We start from the raw sequence: 22,208 nt of genomic DNA on the forward strand, positions 1-22,208 counted from the left end.
GGAGAAGCTTGCATGAGTCTGCAAGGTAAAGTTGCACTGGTCACCGGTGCGAGCCGCGGTATCGGCCAGGCCATCGCCCTGGAACTGGGTCGTCAGGGCGCCATTGTTGTGGGCACCGCGACATCCGCTTCGGGTGCCGAGCGCATCGCCGCTACCCTGAAAGAAAACGGTATTCAAGGCACTGGCCTGGAGCTGAATGTCACCAGCGACGAATCCGTTGCCGCTGTGCTGGCGAGCATCCAGGAGCAGTTCGGTGCGCCGGCGATCCTGGTCAACAATGCCGGCATCACCCGCGATAACCTGATGATGCGCATGAAAGACGACGAGTGGCATGACGTTGTCGATACCAACCTGAACAGTCTGTTCCGCCTCTCCAAGGGCGTTTTGCGCGGTATGACCAAAGCCCGTTGGGGACGAATTATCAGTATTGGCTCGGTTGTGGGTGCCATGGGCAACGCAGGCCAAGTAAACTACGCTGCCGCCAAGGCAGGTCTGGAAGGTTTCAGCCGTGCTCTGGCGCGTGAAGTCGGTTCGCGTTCGATTACGGTAAACTCGGTGGCCCCTGGGTTCATCGACACCGATATGACCCGCGAACTGCCCGAGGCACAGCGTGAAGCCTTGCAGACGCAAATTCCGCTGGGTCGTCTGGGGCAAGCTCAAGAGATCGCGTCTGTGGTCGCTTTTCTTGCATCCGACGGTGCGGCTTACGTTACTGGGGCTACAATCCCGGTGAACGGCGGGATGTACATGAGTTAAATGTGACGGATTGCTTCAAAAAAATGTCATACGAGCTGTCTAAAATCCGTTATAAAGCTGCAATCTATTTATAGGCAGAGGGTCACGGGGTTTGAGGAGTGAAGCTTTCAGTTGAAAAACTGAAAAGTCTTTCTATACACTTACCCACTGGCCAGCTGCCTGAATTTGTCCATTAGGAGTGAAAACAAGGTATGAGCACCATCGAAGAGCGCGTCAAGAAAATCGTTGCTGAGCAACTGGGCGTTAAAGAAGAAGAAGTGGTCAACACTGCTTCCTTCGTTGAAGACCTGGGTGCCGACTCCCTTGACACCGTTGAGCTGGTGATGGCTCTGGAAGAGGAATTCGAGACCGAAATCCCTGACGAAGAAGCTGAGAAGATCACTACTGTACAAGCTGCAATCGACTACGTTACTAGCCACCAGGCGTAATAGTTTGTAATCGTTGCTTGCTGTCATGGAAAAACCGCACTGCCATCATGGCGTGCGGTTTTTTCTTTAGGCCTGATGCAAAGTCGTCATTTGAAAAAGGAGAGTGCTGTGTCGCGTAGACGCGTCGTAGTCACCGGTATGGGTATGTTGTCGCCACTGGGCACGGATGTGCCGAGCAGTTGGCAGGGCATTCTGGCTGGCCGTAGTGGCATTGGTCTGATCGAACACACCGACCTTTCTGCCTATTCCACCCGTTTTGGCGGCTCGGTAAAGGGCTTCAATGTCGAGGAATACCTGTCGGTCAAGGAAGCTCGCAAGCTCGACCTGTTCATTCAGTACGGTCTGGCCGCAGGTTTTCAGGCGGTGCGTAACGCCGGTCTTGAAGTTACCGACGCCAACCGTGAGCGCATCGGCGTGGCCATGGGTTCGGGTATTGGCGGTCTGACCAATATCGAAGAAACCAGCCGCACGCTGCATGATTCCGGCCCACGACGGATCTCTCCGTTTTTCGTGCCTGGCTCGATCATCAATATGATTTCCGGTTTCCTGTCGATCCACCTGGGTGCACAGGGACCTAACTACGCCATCGCCACCGCGTGCACCACCGGTACGCACTGCATCGGCATGGCTGCTCGCAACATCATGTACGACGAAGCCGACGTGATGATTGCCGGCGGCGCCGAGATGGCGGCTTGCGGTCTGGGCATGGGCGGCTTCGGTGCCTCCCGCGCGCTGTCGACCCGCAACGACGAGCCGACCCGCGCCAGCCGTCCATGGGACAAGGGCCGTGACGGCTTCGTCCTGTCCGACGGTGCCGGTGCGCTGGTGCTTGAAGAGCTGGAACACGCCAAAGCTCGCGGCGCGACCATCTACGCAGAACTGATCGGCTTTGGCACCAGTGGCGATGCCTACCACATGACGTCGCCGCCGGCTGACGGTGCGGGTGCTGCTCGTTGCATTTCCAACGCCCTGCGCGATGCGAAGATCAATAGCGATCAAGTCCAGTACATCAACGCCCACGGTACGTCGACTTCGGCCGGCGACCTTGCCGAAGCCTGCGCGATCAAGTCGGTGTTCGGCGATCACGCCTACAAGCTGGCGGTCAGCTCGACCAAGTCCATGACCGGTCACCTGTTGGGTGCGGCGGGCGCAGTCGAGGCGATCTTCAGTGTGCTGGCGATCAATAGCCAGGTGGCACCGCCGACCATCAACCTCGACGAGCCGGACGAAGGCTGCGACCTGGACTTCGTGCCGCACACCGCGCGCAACATGGACATCGATGTGGTCCTGTCCAACTCCTTCGGGTTTGGCGGTACCAACGGCTCGCTGGTGTTCCGCCGGTTCGCTGACTGATGGACAGCTGGGTCGACGGTCAGCCGGCTGACGCTCTGTCGCTGAAGGATCGCGGCCTGGCTTACGGTGATGGTCTGTTCGAGACCATTGCCGTGCAGAACGGGCAGCCGCTGTTGCTGGACCGGCATCTGTCGCGTCTGGCGCAAGGCTGTTCACGCCTGGCGATCACGGCCGATCACGCGCTGATCCGCAGCGAGCTGCTGGCCTACGCCGCAGCACTGGGCGAGGGCGTGCTCAAACTCATCCTCACCCGCGGCGACAGCCTGCGCGGTTACGCGCCCGATCCTGCGGCCCAGGCCCGACGCATTCTTCAGGGCAACCCGCCTGCCGCTTACCCTGTCGCACATGCGGAGCAGGGCGTTCGCCTGTTTCCTTGCGCTACACGACTGTCCAGACAACCCTTGCTCGCCGGGCTCAAACACCTGAACCGTCTTGAGCAAGTCATCGCCCGTTCCGAATGGCAAGACACCGAGCATGCCGAAGGCTTGATGCTCGATCAGGGCGGGCGAGTGATTGAGGGTGTGTTCAGCAATCTGTTCCTGGTCCGCGATGGTGTGTTGATCACTGCCGATCTCAAGCGCTGCGGTGTGGCCGGCGTGATGCGCGCCGAATTATTGTTTCAAGCCGAGTCGCTGGGGATTCCCACGCAAATCACCGACATTACCCTCGAACAGCTGCAATGGGCTGATGAGGTCTTTATCTGCAACAGCGTGTATGGCGTTTGGCCGGTGCGCGCCTATGCAGCTCTGAGCTGGCCGGTTGGGCCGCTCACCCGTAAACTCCAAACCATTGCCCGCGCGCTACTGGATGCTTGATACGTGAGACGTAAATTCTTGCTGCTGCTGGAAACCGGACTGGTTCTGGCAGGGCTGTGTCTGGGCGCTTCGGCCTGGAAGATTCATTCGGCGCTGGAACAGCCGCTGAACATTACCCAGGAACAACTCCTGGAAGTGCCCAAAGGCACGACACCCACCCGCACTTTCTATCGACTCGAAGCCGATGGCGTCATCAAGGACGCTTTCTGGTTGCGTGTGTACTGGCGCTTCAACCTGGCCGGGCAACCGTTGCACAAAGGTGAGTACCGCATGCAGCCCGGCATGACGGTGGAAAACCTGATCGACCTGTGGAAACGCGGGGAAATGGTGCAGTACAGCCTGACGCTGGTCGAAGGCTGGAATTTCCATCAAGTGCGTGCCGCGCTGGCCAAGGATGAAAAACTTGAGCAGACGCTGAACGGCTTGAGCGATAGCGAAGTGATGGACAAGCTCGGTCACGCCGGGATCTTTCCGGAAGGTCGATTCTTCCCGGACACCTACCGTTTCGTGCGTGGCATGACGGACGTCGAGCTGCTGAAAAAAGCCTACGACCGCCTCGACGAAGTCCTTGCCAAGGAGTGGGGGCAGCGCGCGGCTGATGTGCCGTACACCGAACCCTACCAGGCGCTGATCATGGCTTCGCTGGTGGAAAAGGAAACCGGCGTACCGCAAGAGCGTGGCCAGATTGCCGGCGTGTTCGTGCGGCGCATGGAAATGGGCATGCTGTTGCAGACCGATCCAACCGTGATCTACGGCCTCGGTGATCGCTACAACGGCAAGTTGACCCGCGCCCACCTCAAGGAAGCGACCCCTTACAACACCTACGTGATTACCGGCCTGCCGCCGACACCGATCGCGATGGTCGGCCGCGAAGCGATCCATGCGGCACTCAACCCGGTGGCCGGCAACAGTCTGTATTTTGTCGCGCGCGGCGATGGCAGCCACGTGTTCTCCGATGATCTGGATGCTCACAACAGCGCGGTGCGTGAATTCCAGCTCAAGCGTCGCGCCGATTACCGCTCCAGCCCGGCGCCGGTCACCGCGCCAGAAGCGACGAATGAGCAGGCTCCGATCCCGGCGGCTTCGCCTGACCCGGCCCCGGAGGCGTTGGCGCCAGTGACGCCGCCAGAGCCGGCTCAAGAAACGACTCAAGAACCTGCTAAAGAGCCCGCTGCTGCACCCGCGCCCGAATCGGATGCAACCGCGCCGCAAAGCCCGCAATGATTCTGACTAAGGACTGCCTGTGACTGGCTTGTTTATTACCCTGGAAGGCCCCGAAGGCGCCGGCAAAAGCACCAATCGCGAATACCTCGCCGAGCGCCTGCGCGCCGCCGGTATCGAAGTGGTGCTGACCCGCGAGCCGGGCGGCACGCCTTTGGCCGAAAAGATCCGCGAGGTGCTGTTGGCGCCAGTCGATGAAACCATGGACCCCGACACCGAGTTGTTGCTGGTGTTTGCCGCGCGCGCCCAGCATCTGGCCGGCGTGATCCGCCCGGCGCTGGCCCGTGGCGCGGTGGTGTTGTGCGATCGCTTTACCGACTCGACCTACGCCTATCAGGGTGGCGGTCGCGGTTTGTCACTGGAACGCATCGCTACGCTGGAAAACTTCGTTCAGGGCGAGCTGCGCCCGGACCTGACGCTGATTTTCGATCTGCCGGTGGAAGTGGGTCTGGCCCGCGCCAGCGCTCGCGGTCGTCTGGATCGCTTCGAGCTCGAAGGCCGGACGTTTTTCGATGCGGTGCGCAGTGCGTTCCTCAAACGCGCTGAAGCCGACCCTGCGCGATATCTGCTGGTCGACGCCGCCCAGCCGCTGGCGCAGGTTCAACAGTCGCTGGACGCCTTGTTGCCGCGTCTGCTGGAGTTGACCCGTGGCTGAAGCCTATCCGTGGCAGGACAGCCTCTGGCAGCAGTTGGCAGGTCGCAAACAACATGCGCACGCCTATCTGCTGCACGGCCCGGCCGGGATCGGCAAGCGAGCGCTGGCCGAGCGCCTGATGGCCAGCCTGCTGTGCCAGCGTCCGACCGCGCAGGACGCTTGCGGCGAATGCAAATCCTGCCTGCTGCTCAAAGCCGGCAGCCACCCTGACAACTACATCCTCGAGCCGGAAGAAGCCGACAAGGCGATCAAGGTCGATCAGGTCCGCGAACTGGTCAGCTTCGTGGTCCAGACCGCGCAGATGGGCGGGCGCAAAGTGGTGTTGATCGAGCCAGTCGAGTCGATGAACATCAACGCCGCCAACGCCTTGCTCAAAAGCCTTGAAGAGCCGTCCGGCGATACGGTGCTGTTACTGGTCAGTCACCAGACCAGTCGGCTGTTGCCTACCATCAAAAGCCGCTGCGTGCAGCAAGCCTGTCCACTGCCAAGCGAGGCCATGAGCCTTGCGTGGCTGGCCAAGGCGTTGCCGGACAGCTCGGAAGAAGAGCGCGTCGAATTGCTGACCCTGGCCGCCGGCTCACCGCTGGCGGCGGTGAATTTGCAGGCCCAGGGCGTGCGCGAGCAGCGGGCGCTGGTGGTCGACGGTGTGAAGAAGTTGCTCAAGCAGCAGCAATCGCCGACGCAACTGGCCGAAGGCTGGAACGCGATTCCGCTGTTATTGCTGTTTGACTGGTTCTGCGACTGGTCGAGCCTGATCCTGCGGTATCAGCTGACTCAGGATGAAGACGGGCTGGGATTGGCCGATATGCGCAAGGTGATTCAATACCTGGCGCAGAAAAGCGCTCAGGACAAAGTCCTGAACATTCAGGACTGGATCCTCGCCCAGCGCCAGAAAGTCATGAGCAAGGCCAACCTCAATCGGGTGCTGTTGCTTGAAGCGCTACTGGTGCAATGGGCGTCGTTGCCTACCCAGAAGTGACCGACTGGGCCTATCCTCTGAACATCAGCAGTGGAGGTCAGCATGAATGAAGCCGTCAATCCGGGGCCGCGCAACGGCATTTTGTCCCTGACCATTAAGGACAACTCCGTGCTCTACGCGGCCTACATGCCCTTCATCAAGAACGGTGGCCTGTTTATCCCGACCAACAAGAGCTACAAGTTGGGCGATGAGGTATTCATGCTGCTGAACCTGATGGACGAGCCGGAGAAAATTCCGGTCGCCGGCAAGGTTGCCTGGATAACCCCCAAAGGCGCGCAAGGCAACCGGGCCGCTGGCGTCGGCGTGCAGTTCAACGACGGTGACGACACCGCGCGCAGTCGAATCGAAACCCACCTGGCCGGAGCCCTGAAGTCCGACCGTCCCACTCATACGATGTAAGTTGCAGCCCTTTTTATGCTCGTAGATTCCCATTGTCACCTTGATCGCCTTGACCTCGCCGCCCATGACGGCTCGCTGGATGCCGCTCTCGACGCGGCCCGCCAGCGCGGGGTAGGGCACTTTCTGTGTATCGGCGTCAGTATCGACAACGCCGCCGACGTCAAAGCCCTGGCCGAACGTTATGACGATGTCGACTGTTCGGTCGGCGTGCACCCGCTGGACGTGCAACCGGGCGCTGCACCAGCGCTGGATTGGCTGCTGCAGGAGCTCAATCACCCGCGCGTGGTCGCGATTGGTGAAACCGGCCTGGATTATCACTACGAGCCCGAAGCGGCGGAGTTGCAGCAGGAGTCGTTTCGCCTGCACCTGCAAGCCGCGCAGCAGACCGGCAAACCGGTGATCATTCACACACGTGGTGCCCGGGCGGACACGCTGAACCTGTTGCGCGAGGCCGCGTTGCCCCAGGCTGGCGTTTTGCATTGCTTTACCGAAGATTGGGACATGGCCAAAGCGGCGCTGGACATGGGTTATTACATTTCCCTGTCTGGCATCGTCACTTTCCGCAATGCCGATGCGCTGCGTGACGTGGCCAGTAAAGTGCCTGCCGACCGATTGCTGGTGGAAACCGACTCGCCGTACCTGGCGCCGATCCCTTATCGCGGCAAGCCGAACCTGCCGCAATATGTGCGGGAAGTGGCAGAGTTTCTGGCAATGCTACGCGGTGAATCCTACGAGCGATTTGCCGCGCAGACGACCGAGAACTTCAAGCGACTGTTCCCGCTGGCGCATGTGAAAGGTTAAATCGCAGGCAAAAAAAACCCGGGTTCTGGGGGGTGAATCCGGGTTAAGACCATTAGGAGTAAAACAATGGTACGCGGTCCGTTGGTACCAATATCGACGCGGCACTTGGGGGAGATGCCCCGCCGACAGTTGAAGTATTGATCAGTATTGCGCTGAGTCCAGTTTACCGGCCCAGGTTTTTAAACAATTTTGGAATACAGGCGCTTCGGAAGAGTTCTCATTAAAAGCTGGTGCTGACAGAATTCATCTAGAAACACAGATATGGAAGGATGATCCGTGCATTTTGCCGCAAGTTAGGCATAATACGCGGCTTCGAATTTTGACCCCGACAGACCTTTTCTTATGCATAAAGAACCTCGTAAGGTCCGTGAATTTCGTCGCCGCGAGCAAGAAATTCTCGATACCGCGCTCAAGCTGTTCCTCGACCAAGGTGAAGACAGTGTCACCGTCGAGATGATTGCTGATGCCGTCGGTATCGGCAAAGGCACAATCTACAAGCACTTCAAATCCAAGGCGGAGATCTACCTGCGCCTGATGCTCGATTACGAGCGCGATTTGAACGAGCTGTTGCATTCGGCCGATGTCGACAAGGACAAGGAAGCGCTGTCCCGGGCCTACTTCGAATTCCGCATGCGCGATCCGCAACGTTACCGCTTGTTCGATCGCCTGGAAGAAAAGGTGGTCAAGGGCAATCAGGTGCCGGAGATGATCGAGGAGCTGCACAAGATTCGCGCCTCGAACTTCGAACGCCTGACCCTGCTGATCAAGGGCCGGATCAGCGAAGGCAAGCTCGAAGACGTGCCGCCTTACTTCCATTACTGCGCATCCTGGGCGCTGGTGCACGGTGCCGTGGCGCTGTATCACTCGCCGTTCTGGAGCAATGTGCTGGAAGATCAGGAAGGCTTCTTCCAGTTCCTGATGGACATCGGCGTGCGCATGGGCAACAAACGCAAGCGCGACACCGACACGCCGAGTAGCTGAGTCATTCAGTTGCCTAATTGCGCCATGATTTCGCTATATGGCGCAGTACCTCAGTAATATACTCAGGCATGGGACTTGCTAAAACTTGATTTGTGAGTCAAGTTTTACGTCGTCCGAATTCCTTGTGCCGGAGTGACCATGATCGTTGACCGTCAAGGCAGGCGTTTTCGTAATCTGCGAATCAGCCTGACCTCCGCCTGCAATTACGCGTGTACCTATTGCGTGCCTAACGGCAAGCGGCTGGTCGCTGCGCAGGATGAACTGTCGGCCGAAGCCATGGCACGCGGCGTTGCCTACTTGATCGAGGCGGCGGGGATCGAACGACTGCGCATCACCGGCGGTGAGCCGTTGGTCAGCCCCAAACTCGAAGCCTTCATGACCGCTGTCGGGCAGATGGGCCTGCAAGACATCAGCCTGACCACCAATGGTCAATTGCTGGCGAAAAAACTGCCTCTGCTGGTCGATGCCGGCATTCGTCGCATCAACGTTTCCCTCGATACCCTGGATGCCGGCGCATTCCGCAGCATTGCTCGCGGCGGCGATCTGGCGACTGTGCTCGATGGCATGGACCAGGCCAGCGCCGCCGGCATGAAGATCAAGGTCAACATGGTGCCGCTGCGCGGGCAGAACCTCGATCAGGTGATGCCGCTGCTCGATTACTGCCTGGAACGCGGTTACGAGTTGCGCTTCATCGAACTGATGCGCATGGGCCACCTGGCCAACGACAACAACGCATTCCTGCAACAATTCGTCAGCCTGCAACAGCTGCTGAGTCTGATCGGTGATCGCTATGAGTATCTCCAGGCCGATGCGCCGGTTGACGCCACGGCGGTGCGCTATGAAATTCCGGGGCAGGGCTATTTCGGCGTAATCGCCAACGAAAGTGTTCCGTTCTGTCGGACCTGCTCGCGGCTGCGCCTGTCTTCAACCGGGTGGCTGCATGGCTGCCTGTCGTCGAGCAACCGTCACTATGTCGGCGATCTGCTGGATAAACCGCGTCATCAGGCATTGCCGGCTTTGCAGCGACTCTTGGTGAAGGCCTTGGGCGACAAGCAGGAGGTGGCGTTTTCCGGTGGTGCGACCGTCATGAAGATTATCGGTGGCTGATCTACCGTCTTCGCGGGCAAGCCTCGCTCCTACAGGGATCGTGTACAACCTGTAGGAGCGAGGCTTGCCCGCGAATGCGTTCGAACAGGCAACGACGTTCTGGAGCTGGCGCGGAAGCTGCATCCCATGGCCATTCGCCGGTTTTCCGTCACCGGCCTCTGGAGGGTAGGATGCGTAGCCTGGTTTTGCTGCTGGCCGTTTTGGCGCTTGGTGGCTGCATGAATGTCAGCGATCTTGCTGAAGGGACTCGCTACCACATGAGCGACGCGGGTCTGCTCGACCACAGCGACAGCCGCCGCGTGAACAACCTGCGCATTCAGCCGGATTCGTTCGTCTATATCGCCCAAGGCGCCTTTGTGCCGCCGGGCAGTGCGGTCTACCCGCGACCTAACGTGATCGCCGAAGTCGCCTTCGACGGCTTTATCGAATACTTCCCGATGGTCCGCCGCGCACACACGCCGGAAGGCCTCGAACAGGCCATGGGCGAAGCCCGTGCGGTCGGTGCGCATTACCTGCTCTACACCCGTTTCGCCAAGTCTGACGACCGTATCGGCAACACGGACGAATGGCTCGACCAGGAAGCCGTGGATCGTCTCGGTATCGACTCCGGCGTGATTCAGATCATGTTGATCGAGACCAGCACCCAGTATTTGATTGATACTGCACGTATCAAGAGTCGTGGCGGTTTACTGACGTTCTACGACAAAAAGCCAGAAGACCTGATGGGCCCGCCGCTGCGGCAATACGCGCGCAGCCTGCTGGGGCTCAGCGACCAGTAATTCCAAGGAGAACGCCATGAGTGGTCCGCAAAAAGCCAACGACCTGTTGGGGCAAATCCCCAAGACCCAAGGCTTGCCACCGGTCCACTTGTGGAACCCCGACTTCTGCGGCGACATCGACATGCACATCGCCCGCGACGGCACCTGGTATTACCTGGGCACGCCGATCGGACGCAAACCGATGGTCAAACTGTTCTCCACCATCATTCGCCGCGACGGCGATGATTATTTCCTCATCACCCCGGTCGAGAAAGTCGGCATCAAGGTTGACGATGCTCCGTTCGTGGCGATTGCCGTGGATGTTGAAGGCGAGGGTGAAACCCAGGTCTTGCGCTTCACCACCCATGTGGATGAAACCGCCGAGGCCGGTGCCGACCATGCGATCCGCGTGGTGATCGATCCGGTGACACAAGAGCCTGCGCCTTACGTGCATGTGCGCACCAATCTCGAAGCGCTGATTCATCGCAATGTGTTTTACCAATTGGTGGAGCTGGCGGTGACTCGTGAAATCGATGGGCAGCGTTGGCTCGGTGTATGGAGCGGCGGCATCTTCTTTCCCATCGGCCTCGAGCCGTAACACATACCCCTGTAGGAGCGGGCTTGCTCGCGAAAGCGGTGTGTCATTCAGCAGAGATGTTGACTGAGATACCGCATTCGCGAGCAAGCCCGCTCCCACATTGGGTTTATGTGCTTTTCAAAAAATCAAATTGACACCCAATCGTATGATGATTAGCGTGGGCAACCATCGCGAACGGCATTGTGCCGTCCCTGCATCGAGGTGCCCATGTCCAGCAGTTTTCACGCATCGACGGTCGATTGGCTGGGTTGCTGGATTGCGGCGGGCCAGGTAAAACCCGGCGAAACCCTCAAGGTTGAGGCCGACCTGGGCGAGCAGCTCGGCGTCAGTCGCACCGTCATCCGCGAAGCCATCAAAACCCTGGTCGCCAAAGGCATGCTCGAAGTCGGGCCGAAGGTTGGCACTCGGGTATTGCCGGTGCGGCGCTGGAACCTCTTCGACCCGCAAGTCGTCGGCTGGCTGTCCCGCAGCGGCCTGCCGGAAAACTTCGTCGACGACCTCCTCGATTTACGCCGCACCATCGAACCGATGGCCGTGCGCTGGGCCTGTGAGCGGGCGACCGTCGAGCAGGTGCAAGCGGTGCTTCAGGCCTATAACGCGCTGGAGCGAGCGGTGCACAGCGGCATCGATTACAACCGTGCCGACCAGTTCTTCCACGAGTGCATCCTCGCGGCCAGCCACAATCAATTCATCGAACAAATGGTCCCGGCCCTCGGCGCGTTGCTGGCGGTGTCTTTTGAAGTCTCCGCCGCCGATCCGGACGAACTGCGCCGCACGCTGCCGATTCACAAAGACATGGCCGACGCCATCGCCGCCCGCGACGCGGCACGCGGTGTGTGGGCCTGCATGACCCTGATCGACAACGCCGACCTGGCCATTAAACGCTTCTACCCAAAGGTCATGGCCGACAAAAAAGCCGGCTAAAAACATAGAACCCTGTAGGAGCGAGCCTGCTCGCGAAAAACTTCAAGGCCGCGCGTTTATGCAGCGGACACGCGTTACCGTTGACGTCCATCGCGAGCAAGCTCGCTCCTACAAACAAGAACAACGCAGGAGGTTTCATGGAATGGACCGCAGTCACCGGACACCGGGCACGCCTCGGCGAAGGCCCGTTCTGGGATGCGCCGACGCAGGCCCTCTATTGGGTGGATATCGCCGGCAAACAGGTACTGCGCCTGATCGGTGCCAACGTGCAGATCTGGCAGATGCCCGAGCACGTGTCGGCTTTCATTCCCTGCGAAAGCGGTGATGCGCTGGTGACGTTGAGCAGTGGCGTGTATCGGCTCGATCTGGATTCACCGGGCCTTGAGCCACGGCTGACCTTGTTCTGCGTCGCCGACCCGCAGCCGGGCAATCGCGGCAACGAAGCCCGTTGCGATGCCCGGGGGCGACTCTGGCTCGGCACCATGCAAAACAACATCGGCGAAAATGGCCAAGACCTGCCCATTGTGCGGCGTTCAGGCGGCTTGTTTCGTATCGACCGCGATGCCCGGGTCACGCCACTGCTGCGCGGTTTGGGCATTCCCAACACGTTGTTGTGGAGCGATGACGCCACCACGCTTTATTTCGCCGACAGTCTGGATGGCACGCTCTACCAGCATTTCATCCGCACCGACGGCGGCCTCGATCCCGCGCTGGTCTGGTTCGGCCCGCATCAACGTGGCGGCCCCGACGGCTCGGCGATGGATGCCAGAGGTTATATCTGGAACGCGCGCTGGGACGGCAGCTGCCTGATCCGGCTGACACCGGATGGGTATGTTGATCGCATCATCGAATTGCCAGTCAGTCGCCCGACCAGTTGTGTCTTCGGTGGCGCCGACCTGAAAACCCTCTACATCACCAGCGCTGCGAGCCCGCTCAACCATCCGCTGGACGGCGCGGTGTTGTCGATCCGGGTCGATATACCAGGAAAGCCCTGTACGAGATTTGCTGATTAAATCCCAAAATATGGGATGTAAAATTATATATTGAGATTATTTGGCGGTCGGGTTTATAGTCGGCTCCAATCAGTTACACGCACTCACACTTAAAAAAACAAAACAGGTGAAGTGATGAAGCGATTTTCCAACACGTTTTTTGGCCGGACATCGACAGATGCCCGGTTTTTGTCGTGCCCGCGAAAGGGAGCGCTGATCCATGGCTGAAGCGCTCTCCCTGCCTCCAGTGCCCGAGCCGCCGAAGGGCGAGCGCCTGAAAAACAAGGTCGTGCTGCTGACCGGCGCCGCTCAGGGCATCGGCGAGGCGATTGTTGCGGCCTTCGCCTGCCAGCAAGCCAGGCTGATCATCAGCGACATCCAGGGCGAGAAAGTCGAAAGCGTCGCGGCGCATTGGCGCGCCCAAGGCTTCGATGTTCAGGCGATCAAGGTTGACGTATCCAATCAACAAGACCTGCACGCGATGGCAAAAAGGGCCGTCGAGTTGCACGGTCGCATCGACGTGCTGGTCAACTGCGCCGGCGTCAACGTGTTCCGCGATCCGCTGGAAATGACCGAAGAAGACTGGCGCCGCTGCTTTGCCATCGACCTCGATGGCGCCTGGTTCGGCTGCAAGGCGGTGTTGCCGCAAATGATCGAGCAGGGCATCGGCAGCATCATCAACATCGCCTCGACCCATTCCACGCACATCATTCCCGGCTGCTTCCCGTACCCGGTGGCCAAGCACGGTTTGCTCGGTCTGACCCGCGCACTGGGCATCGAATACGCGCCGAAAGGCATTCGTGTTAACGCCATTGCACCGGGCTACATCGAAACCCAACTGAACGTCGATTACTGGAACGGTTTTGCCGACCCGCAGGCCGAGCGTCAGCGCGCTTTCGATCTGCATCCGCCGCGGCGCATTGGCCAACCGATTGAAGTGGCAATGACGGCAGTCTTCCTGGCCAGCGATGAAGCGCCGTTCATCAACGCTTCGTGCATCACCATCGATGGTGGGCGCTCGGTGATGTACCACGACTGAATAACCGGGGTTTCAGGCGCGGAATTACGCCTGAAATCCAATCATCATACGATATGACTATTTGCTACAACGTTTGCACCGGCTTTGAAAAATAACGCTCAAAAAAAATAACAAGGAGTCAGCTTATGAATCGTCGTCGTGGGATCCGTTCCCTGTGCTGTGCCGCTTTGGCGGTCACCGCGGTCAGCCTCAGCAGCAGCTTGCTGGCGGCCGAGGAAGTGAAGATCGGTTTTCTGGTCAAGCAGGCGGAAGAGCCCTGGTTCCAGACCGAATGGGCCTTCGCCGAAAAGGCCGGCAAAGAGAAAGGCTTCAAGGTCATCAAGATCGCCGTGCCGGACGGCGAGAAAACCCTGTCCGCCATCGACAGCCTGGCTGCCAACGGCGCCAAGGGCTTCGTGATTTGCCCGCCGGACGTGTCCCTCGGCCCGGCGATCATGGCCAAAGCCAAACTCAACGGTTTGAAAGTGATTGCCGTGGATGACCGCTTTGTCGATGCCAGCGGCAAGTTCATGGAAGACGTTCCCTACCTCGGCATGGCGGCGTTCGAAGTCGGCCAGAAGCAGGGCGCGGCGATGGCCGCCGAAGCGAAAAAACGCAACTGGGACTGGAAAGACACCTACGCGGTCATCAACACCTACAACGAACTCGACACCGGCAAGAAGCGCACTGACGGTTCAGTCAAAGCGCTGGAAGACGCCGGTATGCCAAAAGACCACATCCTGTTCTCGGCCCTGAAAACCCTCGACGTGCCGGGCAGCATGGACGCCACCAACTCGGCGCTGGTGAAACTGCCGGGCGCGGCGAAAAACCTGATCATCGGCGGCATGAACGACAACACCGTACTGGGCGGCGTACGCGCCACCGAGAGCGCCGGTTTTGCTGCGGCTAACGTGATCGGCATCGGCATCAACGGCACCGACGCCATCGGCGAACTGAAAAAGCCCAACAGCGGCTTCTTCGGCTCGATGCTACCAAGCCCGCACATCGAGGGTTACAACACCGCCAGCATGATGTTCGAGTGGGTCACCACCGGCAAAGAGCCGGCGAAGTACACCGCCATGGACGACGTGACCCTGATCACGCGCGACAACTTCAAGCAGGAACTGGAAAAGATCGGCCTCTGGAACTGAGGCGCGGTTGATTTCATCGGCGGCCCTGGCGACGGGGCTGCCTGATCTGTGTAATGAGGTGTTTTATGCACGCGCAAGTACAGACACAACACGACAGCGTTGGCGGCAGCCTGCGCTTCAACGGGATCGGCAAGACCTTTCCCGGGGTAAAGGCGCTGGACGGCATCAGCTTCGTCGCCCATCCGGGACAGGTTCATGCCTTGATGGGCGAGAACGGCGCCGGCAAATCGACCCTGCTGAAAATCCTCGGTGGCGCCTACACGCCGAACAGCGGCGACCTGCAGATCGGCGAGCGAACGATGGTCTTCAAATCCACCGCCGACAGCATCGGCAACAAGGTGGCGGTGATCCATCAGGAATTGCACCTGGTGCCGGAAATGACCGTGGCGGAAAACCTGTTCCTCGGTCATTTGCCTGCCAGTTTCGGCCTGATCAATCGCAACGCACTGCGACAACAAGCGCTGGCCTGCCTCAAGGGCCTGGCCGATGAAATCGATCCGCAGGAGAAGGTCGGGCGCCTGTCCCTCGGGCAGCGGCAACTGGTGGAAATCGCCAAGGCGTTGTCCCGTGGCGCGCATGTGATCGCGTTCGACGAACCGACCAGTAGCCTCTCGGCGCGGGAGATCGATCGCTTGATGGCGATCATCGGGCGCCTGCGCGACGAAGGCAAAGTGGTGCTTTACGTCTCCCATCGCATGGAAGAAGTGTTCCGCATCTGCGACGCGGTGACGGTGTTCAAGGACGGCCGCTACGTGCGCACCTTCGAGGACATGAGCGAGCTGACCCACGATCAATTGGTCACGTGCATGGTCGGGCGCGACATTCAGGACATCTACGATTACCGCCCGCGCAAGCGTGGCGCGGTGGCGTTGAGGGTCGACGGTCTGCTCGGGCCGGGCTTGCGTGAGCCGGTGAGTTTCGATGCGCACAAAGGCGAAATTCTCGGGCTGTTCGGGCTGGTGGGGGCAGGGCGAACCGAGCTGTTTCGCATGCTCAGCGGCCTTGAGCGCAACACCGCCGGGCGCCTGGAATTGCGCGGGCATGAACTGAAACTGCGTTCACCCCGCGATGCGATTGCCGCCGGCATTCTGCTGTGCCCCGAGGACCGCAAGAAGGAGGGCATCATGCCGCTCTCCAGCGTTGCCGAGAACATCAACATCAGCGCGCGCGGCGCCCATTCCACCTTCGGTTGCCTGTTGCGCGGCCTGTGGGAGAAGGGCAACGCCGACAAGCAGATCAAGGCGCTGAAAGTGAAGACGCCCAGCGCGGAGCAGAAAATCATGTACCTGTCCGGCGGCAATCAGCAGAAGGCGATTCTCGGCCGCTGGCTGTCGATGCCGATGAAAGTGCTGCTTCTGGATGAACCGACTCGCGGCATCGACATCGGCGCCAAGGCCGAGATTTACCAGATCATCCATAACCTGGCTGAAAGCGGCATCGCGGTGATCGTGGTGTCCAGCGACCTGATGGAGGTGATGGGTATTTCCGACCGCATCCTGGTGCTCTGCGAAGGGGCGATGCGCGGCGAACTGTCCCGTGACGAGGCCAATGAATCCAACCTGCTGCAACTGGCTTTGCCGCGCCACCGCGCTGACGGCGTGGCGAACTGAGAGGTGACTATGATGACAACCCAAAACAACGCTCTGCCCACCCAGCGCAAACCTCTGGACCTGCGGCGCTTTCTCGATGACTGGGTGATGCTGCTCGCGGCCGTCGGGATCTTTGTGCTCTGCACCTTGCTGATCGACAACTTCCTTTCGCCGCTGAACATGCGCGGCCTGGGCCTGGCGATTTCCACCACTGGGATTGCCGCATGCACCATGTTGTATTGCCTGGCGTCGGGGCATTTCGACTTGTCGGTGGGCTCGGTGATTGCCTGTGCCGGCGTGGTCGCGGCGGTGGTGATGCGTGACACCGACAGCGTGTTTCTCGGTGTGGTGGCGGCGCTGTTCATGGGCTTGATCGTCGGGCTGATCAACGGGATCGTGATCGCCAAGCTGCGGGTCAATGCATTGATCACTACGTTGGCGACCATGCAGATCGTTCGCGGTCTGGCCTACATTTTTGCCAATGGCAAAGCGGTGGGCGTGTCGCAGGAGTCGTTCTTCGTCTTCGGTAACGGCCAGTTGTTTGGCGTGCCGGTGCCGATCCTGATCACCATTGCCTGTTTCCTGTTTTTCGGCTGGCTGCTGAATTACACCACCTACGGGCGCAACACCATGGCCATCGGCGGCAACCAGGAAGCGGCGCTGCTGGCCGGGGTCAACGTTGACCGGACCAAGATCATCATCTTCGCCGTGCACGGTGTGATCGGGGCGTTGGCCGGGGTGATTCTGGCGTCGCGGATGACTTCCGGCCAGCCGATGATCGGCCAGGGTTTCGAGCTGACGGTGATCTCGGCGTGTGTGCTCGGCGGGGTTTCGCTCAGTGGCGGGATCGGCATGATCCGGCATGTGATCGCCGGGGTGTTGATTCTGGCGATCATCGAGAATGCGATGAACCTGAAGAACATCGATACGTTTTATCAGTACGTGATTCGTGGTTCGATTTTGCTGCTGGCTGTGGTTATCGACCGTCTGAAACAACGCTGAGATTTTTGTTGTCTGTGCTGGCCCCTTCGCGGGCAAGCCTCGCTCCTACAGGTTATGTGTCGTGCATGGATTACGCGACTGACATTAACCTGTAGGAGCGAGGCTTGCCCGCGAAGGCGATGTACCTGATTCACCTCGCGACCGCATCCTTCCGTCACTCCCCCTAAATATGTCTTGCCTGTTACAAGTCGTTTCGGGTATCAATTTGTACATGATTAGACAGGTACGATTTGACAAGAAACAACGGGTGGTCGACGAACTCATCCGGCGCATTGAAAGCGGCCTCATGGAGGACGGCTTTCAGTTGCCGGGTGAGCATCAGTTGGCTCAAGAATTCAAAGTCAGCCGAGGTACGCTGCGTGAAGCCCTGGCCGAATTGAAACGGCGCAACTACATCGCGACGCAAAGCGGTGTCGGTTCCATCGTCACGTTCGACGGGGTGGTGCTCGATCAGCGCAGCGGTTGGGCGCAGGCGCTGGCCGACAGCGGGGCGCTGATCAATACTGAAGTGCTGCGGCTCGAGGCGGTGACTCGCCCCGACCTGCTGCCGCGTTTCGGCACCGATCAATTCATCACACTCGACCGCCGCCGTCGTTCCACCGATGGCAAGCTGGTTTCCCTCGAACGCTCATTGATGCCCGCCACTGGAGGCCTGGAAAGCCTGCCGCGTGTCGGCCTGATCGACAATTCCCTGACCATCACCCTGGCCGCGTACGGCTACATCGGCGAGCGCGGCGATCAATGGATCGGCGCCGAACCCTTGAATGCCGAAGATGCCGAGCTGCTCGGTCGTCCGGTCGGCACGGTGTTCCTCAAAGCCTTGCGCACCACCTACGACCGGCAGAACCGCTTCATGGAACAGGTCGAAAGCCTGCTCGATCCCGTGCACTTTCGCCTGCACCTGCAATTTGGAAACCCACAATGACCGCGCTCAATCGTGCACTGGGCGCGTTTTACGGACTGGCCCTGGGCGATGCGCTGGGCATGCCGACGCAATCGCTGAGCCGCGCCGTCATCAAGGCGCGTTTCGGTGAAATCACCGATCTGCAAGACGCCGGCCCCCATCAGCCGATTGCGGCCAACATGCCTAAAGGCTCGATCACCGACGATACCGAACAGGCCATTCTGGTCGGTCAGTTGTTGATCGACGGCAAGGGCAGGATCGAACCGTCGGTATTGGCGCAACGGCTGATCGAATGGGAAGCCGCGATGCAGGCCAAGGGCTCGCAGGACTTGCTCGGGCCGTCGACCAAACGGGCGATCGAGATGATCCTCGCCGGTCATTCGCCGGAAGAAGCGGGGCGCTACGGCACCACCAACGGCGCGGCGATGCGCATCACACCCGTCGGCATTTCGGCGGATGTCGCCGATCCCGAGCGGTTCATCAACGCTGTGGTGCAGGCCTGTCAGGTCACCCACAACACCACACTGGGCATTTCCAGCGCGGCGGCGGTGGCGGCGGTGGTCTCGGCCGGTATCAACGGCATGGACCTTGGCGAGGCGTTGAACCTCGGCCAGCAAATCGCCCAGCAAGCGGAAAGCCACGGTCACTGGGTCGCAGGCGGACGCATTGCCTCGCGTATCAGTTGGGCGCGGACGATCAGCGTCGATAGCGACAAGGCGATGCTGGCGGATTTGATGTACGACGTAATCGGCACGTCGGTGGCTTCGCAGGAGTCGGTGGTGGTTTCGTTTGCCCTGGCGCAGCAAGTGGCCATCGGTGAAATAAATGCCTTCGACGCGCTGTGCATGGCCGCAGGTCTGGGGGGCGACACCGACACCATCGCGGCGATTCTGGGGGCCATGCTTGGGGCTTGCCTGGGGCTTGAGAGTTGGCCGGTGGCTATGATCGATAAGGTCAAAGCCGTTAACTCGTTGGAGTTGGAACCGTTGGTGCAGGGTCTGTTGGCTTTGCGTTGACTGGGCTGACGCCATCGCGAGCAGGCTCACTCCCACAGGTACGGCGTGTACCGCGAGGTTTGCACTATCCCTGTGGGAGCGAGCCTGCTCGCGATAGGCGCGCCGCTTATTTGAATTGATAACCCCGCAATGGATCGCACTGACTTGGCCAGGACAGCCGGGATGTTGTTTTCGTCTTCCGTCATTGCCCATAACCACAACAAAGGCAACAGGAGCATTTCACATGAGTTCATCGAACGCCGGGCAAAGCGCCGGGCAACTGGAAACCCGGGGCATCGAGCCGGTGCCGGAAGCCGAATGCAACGGGCATCCGCTGCAGCTGTTCTGGGTCTGGTTCGCCGCTAACATTTCCATCCTCGGCCTGCCGCTCGGCGCTACGCTGGTGGCGTTTCGCGGGTTGGCGATCTGGCAGGCGATCATCGTCGCGATCCTCGGCGCTGCCGGTTCCTTTGCCGTCGTCGGGATCATTTCCATCGCCGGTCGCCGTGGCCGCGCACCGAGCCTGACGCTGTCGCGGGCGATCTTCGGCGTACGTGGCAACATCGGCCCGACCCTGGTTTCGCTGATGTCGCGGCTGGGTTGGGAAACCGTCAACACCACCACCGCCGCGTTCGTGTTGCTGTCGCTGTGCTCGATCCTGTTTGGCTCGCCGGTGGAGGCCAAAAGCGCGCCGGTGCTGACCCTGATCTTCATCGCGATTTTCGTGCTGCTGACCTTGTCGGTGTCCGGCCTCGGTCACGCGACGTTGCTGGTGATTCAGAAGTGGGCGACTTATGTGTTCGGCGCGCTGAACATTCTGGTCGGCGGTTTCCTCTGTGCCACCATCGACTGGAGCGCCGTGTTCAACGCCACGCCTGCACCGCTTAGCGCAATGATCATCGGCGTCGGCACCATGGCCGCCGGCACCGGGATCGGTTGGGCCAACGCCGGCGCGGACATGTCGCGTTATCAGCATCGCAGCGTCAAGGCGGCACGTCTGGTGGCTTCCGCCGCGTTTGGTGCCGGGATCCCGCTGGTGTTGCTGATCACCCTCGGCGGCCTGCTGTCGGTGGGCAACAACGACCTGGCGTCGGCCACTGACCCGATCATCGCGATCCGCGACATGCTGCCGACCTGGATGGCCGTGCCGTACCTGATCACCGCGTTCGGCGGCTTGCTGCTGTCCAACAACCTGTCGGTGTATTCCGCCGGCTTGACCACGCTGACCCTCGGCCTGAAGGTCAAGCGCGTCTACGCCGTGGTGGTCGACATCGTCGCGATTTTCGCCGGTTCGATTTACTTCATGCTGATCGCCGACAGTTTCTACGGCCCGTTCATCACCTTCATTTCGCTGCTGGCCGTGCCGATCACGGCGTGGGTCGGGATCTTCGTCGTTGACCTGATTCATCGCCATTACTACAGCCCCAAAGACCTGCTGGACGTCAGCCCGAGCAGCGCCTACTGGTATCGCGGCGGCGTTGAGTGGCGTGCTTTCGGTGCGTGGGCTCTGGCGATTGTGCTGGGTTTCAGCTTCACCACCATTGGCACCACCGAACAAACCGTCTGGTTCCGCGGGTTCCTCTCCGACTCGTGGCTGGGCCATAACGGCCTCGGCTGGATCGTGACGTTCCTGGTCGCCGGCGGGATTTATTTTGTACTCGGCGGGGCCAGGGATCGCCGCGCCGCGTCGCTCGAGAATGCTCATGCCTAAAATGTTGCACACCGGCCAGGTCATCATCGACCTGGTCATGGCCGTGGATAAACTGCCTCAGCCCGGCGGCGACGTATTGGCGCAATCCGCCAGTTTCGAAGCCGGCGGCGGGTTCAATGTGATGGCCGCCGCTCAGCGTAATGGCTTGTCGGTGGTTTACTTGGGGCGTCATGGCACGGGTCGTTTCGGCGATCTGGCGCGTGAGGCGATGAAGGCTGAAGGCATTCGCATCGGCATTGCTCACAGTGCTGAACGAGACACGGGGTTGTGCGTGGCGATCACGGACGCCTCGGCTGAACGTAGCTTCGTTTCCTACATCGGCGCCGAAGGTGAAGTGTCCGCAGAGGATTTGAACAGCGTAGCGGCGCAGGCGGGCGACTATGTCTACGTCAGCGGCTACAGCCTGCTGCATGTGGGCAAGGCTCAGGCGCTGGTGGATTGGGTGCTGGATTTACCCGCCGGGATCAATGTCGTATTTGACCCGGGCCCGCTGGTGGAATCACCCGATGCGCCGTTGATGCAGGCGTTGTTGCCGCGCATCGATGTATGGACCAGCAACAGCGTCGAGGCGCTGCGGTTTACCGGGGCGTCGGACATAGCCGAGGCGCTGGATCGACTGGCCGATCATCTGCCGTCGAAGGTGTTGATGGTGGTTCGCGACGGTCCGCAAGGGTGCTGGATTCATCAGCATGGCGAGCGTCAGCACGTGCCGGGTTTCAAGGTTGAGGCGGTGGACAGCAACGGCGCCGGGGATGCCCATGCCGGGGTGTTTGTGGCCGGATTGGCGCGCGGGTTGTCGGCGGGTGAAGCGGCGCGGCGGGCGAATGCGGCTGCGGCGTTGGCGGTGACTCGGTGGGGGCCGGCGACTTCGCCTGGAGCTGCCGAGGTGGATGCGTTGATCAGTAAAACGTTCGGCGCCTGACGGGACGCCATCGCTGGCAAGCCAGCTCCTACAAGGGATCGCGTAGTTCCTGTAGGAGCTGGCTTGCCGGCGATGGTGGTCAACGATAACGCGTGCTGCCTGGATAGACGCGGCGCACTTGAATCCATCGTCAGTAGGCTGGCTCCTAC

At 60.2% G+C, this 22,208-nt stretch carries 23 protein-coding genes; all 23 read left to right on the forward strand.

Annotated elements, in window-relative coordinates:
• Positions 1 to 12: 12 nt before the first annotated feature.
• Complete coding sequence (fabG, locus tag PMI32_RS09475) at positions 13 to 756, forward strand: 3-oxoacyl-ACP reductase FabG (protein WP_007942004.1); 744 nt, start codon at positions 13 to 15, stop codon at positions 754 to 756.
• 191 nt (positions 757 to 947) lie between these two features.
• The gene (acpP, locus tag PMI32_RS09470; protein ID WP_003175607.1) at positions 948 to 1,184 is read left to right on the forward strand and encodes an acyl carrier protein; all 237 of its coding nucleotides are present in this window, start codon (positions 948 to 950) and stop codon (positions 1,182 to 1,184) included.
• Between the two features lie 108 nt (positions 1,185 to 1,292).
• Complete coding sequence (gene fabF, locus PMI32_RS09465; protein ID WP_008031595.1) at positions 1,293 to 2,537, forward strand: beta-ketoacyl-ACP synthase II; 1,245 nt, start codon at positions 1,293 to 1,295, stop codon at positions 2,535 to 2,537.
• A complete protein-coding gene (gene pabC / locus PMI32_RS09460; RefSeq protein WP_008031597.1) occupies positions 2,537 to 3,352 on the forward strand; it encodes an aminodeoxychorismate lyase in 816 nt (271 codons plus the stop codon). The genes fabF and pabC overlap by 1 nt, the downstream gene beginning before the upstream one ends.
• A 3-nt stretch (positions 3,353 to 3,355) precedes the next feature.
• Positions 3,356 to 4,576 (forward strand): endolytic transglycosylase MltG, encoded by a 1,221-nt coding sequence (mltG, locus tag PMI32_RS09455; RefSeq protein ID WP_008031601.1) that lies wholly within the window; start codon positions 3,356 to 3,358, stop codon positions 4,574 to 4,576.
• Between the two features lie 19 nt (positions 4,577 to 4,595).
• A complete protein-coding gene (gene tmk / locus PMI32_RS09450) occupies positions 4,596 to 5,228 on the forward strand; it encodes a dTMP kinase (protein ID WP_008031603.1) in 633 nt (210 codons plus the stop codon).
• Positions 5,221 to 6,207, forward strand: a complete 987-nt coding sequence (locus PMI32_RS09445) for a DNA polymerase III subunit delta' (protein WP_008031605.1) — start codon at positions 5,221 to 5,223, stop codon at positions 6,205 to 6,207. Before tmk ends, PMI32_RS09445 begins: the two co-directional genes overlap by 8 nt.
• A 42-nt stretch (positions 6,208 to 6,249) precedes the next feature.
• Positions 6,250 to 6,606: a PilZ domain-containing protein gene (locus PMI32_RS09440; RefSeq protein WP_008031608.1), complete on the forward strand. Its 357-nt coding sequence runs from the start codon at positions 6,250 to 6,252 to the stop codon at positions 6,604 to 6,606.
• 15 nt (positions 6,607 to 6,621) lie between these two features.
• Complete coding sequence (locus PMI32_RS09435; protein ID WP_008031610.1) at positions 6,622 to 7,407, forward strand: TatD family hydrolase; 786 nt, start codon at positions 6,622 to 6,624, stop codon at positions 7,405 to 7,407.
• Positions 7,408 to 7,749: 342 nt separating this feature from the next.
• Positions 7,750 to 8,388, forward strand: a complete 639-nt coding sequence (locus PMI32_RS09430) for a TetR/AcrR family transcriptional regulator (RefSeq protein ID WP_008031613.1) — start codon at positions 7,750 to 7,752, stop codon at positions 8,386 to 8,388.
• Between the two features lie 138 nt (positions 8,389 to 8,526).
• Positions 8,527 to 9,495 carry a GTP 3',8-cyclase MoaA gene (locus tag PMI32_RS09425; RefSeq protein WP_008031614.1) on the forward strand — a complete coding sequence of 323 codons (969 nt, stop codon included), beginning with the start codon at positions 8,527 to 8,529 and terminating at the stop codon, positions 9,493 to 9,495.
• A gap of 170 nt (positions 9,496 to 9,665) precedes the next feature.
• A complete protein-coding gene (locus PMI32_RS09420) occupies positions 9,666 to 10,274 on the forward strand; it encodes a DUF4823 domain-containing protein (protein WP_008031616.1) in 609 nt (202 codons plus the stop codon).
• A gap of 16 nt (positions 10,275 to 10,290) precedes the next feature.
• Complete coding sequence (locus PMI32_RS09415; RefSeq protein WP_008031618.1) at positions 10,291 to 10,851, forward strand: DUF1285 domain-containing protein; 561 nt, start codon at positions 10,291 to 10,293, stop codon at positions 10,849 to 10,851.
• A gap of 207 nt (positions 10,852 to 11,058) precedes the next feature.
• On the forward strand, positions 11,059 to 11,775 hold the full coding sequence (locus tag PMI32_RS09410; RefSeq protein ID WP_008031621.1) for a FadR/GntR family transcriptional regulator: 717 nt from the start codon (positions 11,059 to 11,061) through the stop codon (positions 11,773 to 11,775).
• 137 nt (positions 11,776 to 11,912) lie between these two features.
• Positions 11,913 to 12,788 (forward strand): SMP-30/gluconolactonase/LRE family protein, encoded by an 876-nt coding sequence (locus PMI32_RS09405; protein WP_008031623.1) that lies wholly within the window; start codon positions 11,913 to 11,915, stop codon positions 12,786 to 12,788.
• 199 nt (positions 12,789 to 12,987) lie between these two features.
• Positions 12,988 to 13,806, forward strand: coding sequence for an SDR family oxidoreductase (locus PMI32_RS09400; RefSeq protein WP_008031626.1), 819 nt, complete (start codon positions 12,988 to 12,990; stop codon positions 13,804 to 13,806).
• Between the two features lie 125 nt (positions 13,807 to 13,931).
• Positions 13,932 to 14,936 (forward strand): substrate-binding domain-containing protein, encoded by a 1,005-nt coding sequence (locus PMI32_RS09395; RefSeq protein ID WP_008031628.1) that lies wholly within the window; start codon positions 13,932 to 13,934, stop codon positions 14,934 to 14,936.
• Between the two features lie 65 nt (positions 14,937 to 15,001).
• On the forward strand, positions 15,002 to 16,546 hold the full coding sequence (gene araG, locus PMI32_RS09390) for an L-arabinose ABC transporter ATP-binding protein AraG (RefSeq protein ID WP_008031631.1): 1,545 nt from the start codon (positions 15,002 to 15,004) through the stop codon (positions 16,544 to 16,546).
• A gap of 12 nt (positions 16,547 to 16,558) precedes the next feature.
• Positions 16,559 to 17,527 carry an L-arabinose ABC transporter permease AraH gene (araH, locus tag PMI32_RS09385; RefSeq protein ID WP_032828927.1) on the forward strand — a complete coding sequence of 323 codons (969 nt, stop codon included), beginning with the start codon at positions 16,559 to 16,561 and terminating at the stop codon, positions 17,525 to 17,527.
• A 211-nt stretch (positions 17,528 to 17,738) separates the two neighbouring features.
• Positions 17,739 to 18,452 carry a GntR family transcriptional regulator gene (locus tag PMI32_RS09380; protein WP_032828923.1) on the forward strand — a complete coding sequence of 238 codons (714 nt, stop codon included), beginning with the start codon at positions 17,739 to 17,741 and terminating at the stop codon, positions 18,450 to 18,452.
• The gene (locus PMI32_RS09375; protein ID WP_008031638.1) at positions 18,449 to 19,447 is read left to right on the forward strand and encodes an ADP-ribosylglycohydrolase family protein; all 999 of its coding nucleotides are present in this window, start codon (positions 18,449 to 18,451) and stop codon (positions 19,445 to 19,447) included. Before PMI32_RS09380 ends, PMI32_RS09375 begins: the two co-directional genes overlap by 4 nt.
• 223 nt (positions 19,448 to 19,670) lie before the next feature.
• Positions 19,671 to 21,137 (forward strand): purine-cytosine permease family protein, encoded by a 1,467-nt coding sequence (locus PMI32_RS09370; protein WP_008031640.1) that lies wholly within the window; start codon positions 19,671 to 19,673, stop codon positions 21,135 to 21,137.
• A complete protein-coding gene (locus tag PMI32_RS09365; RefSeq protein ID WP_008031642.1) occupies positions 21,130 to 22,059 on the forward strand; it encodes a PfkB family carbohydrate kinase in 930 nt (309 codons plus the stop codon). The genes PMI32_RS09370 and PMI32_RS09365 overlap by 8 nt, the downstream gene beginning before the upstream one ends.
• Positions 22,060 to 22,208 lie beyond the last annotated feature (149 nt).

It is taken from the genome of Pseudomonas sp. GM60, from assembly GCF_000282415.1.
GTDB lineage: Bacteria > Pseudomonadota > Gammaproteobacteria > Pseudomonadales > Pseudomonadaceae > Aquipseudomonas > Aquipseudomonas migulae.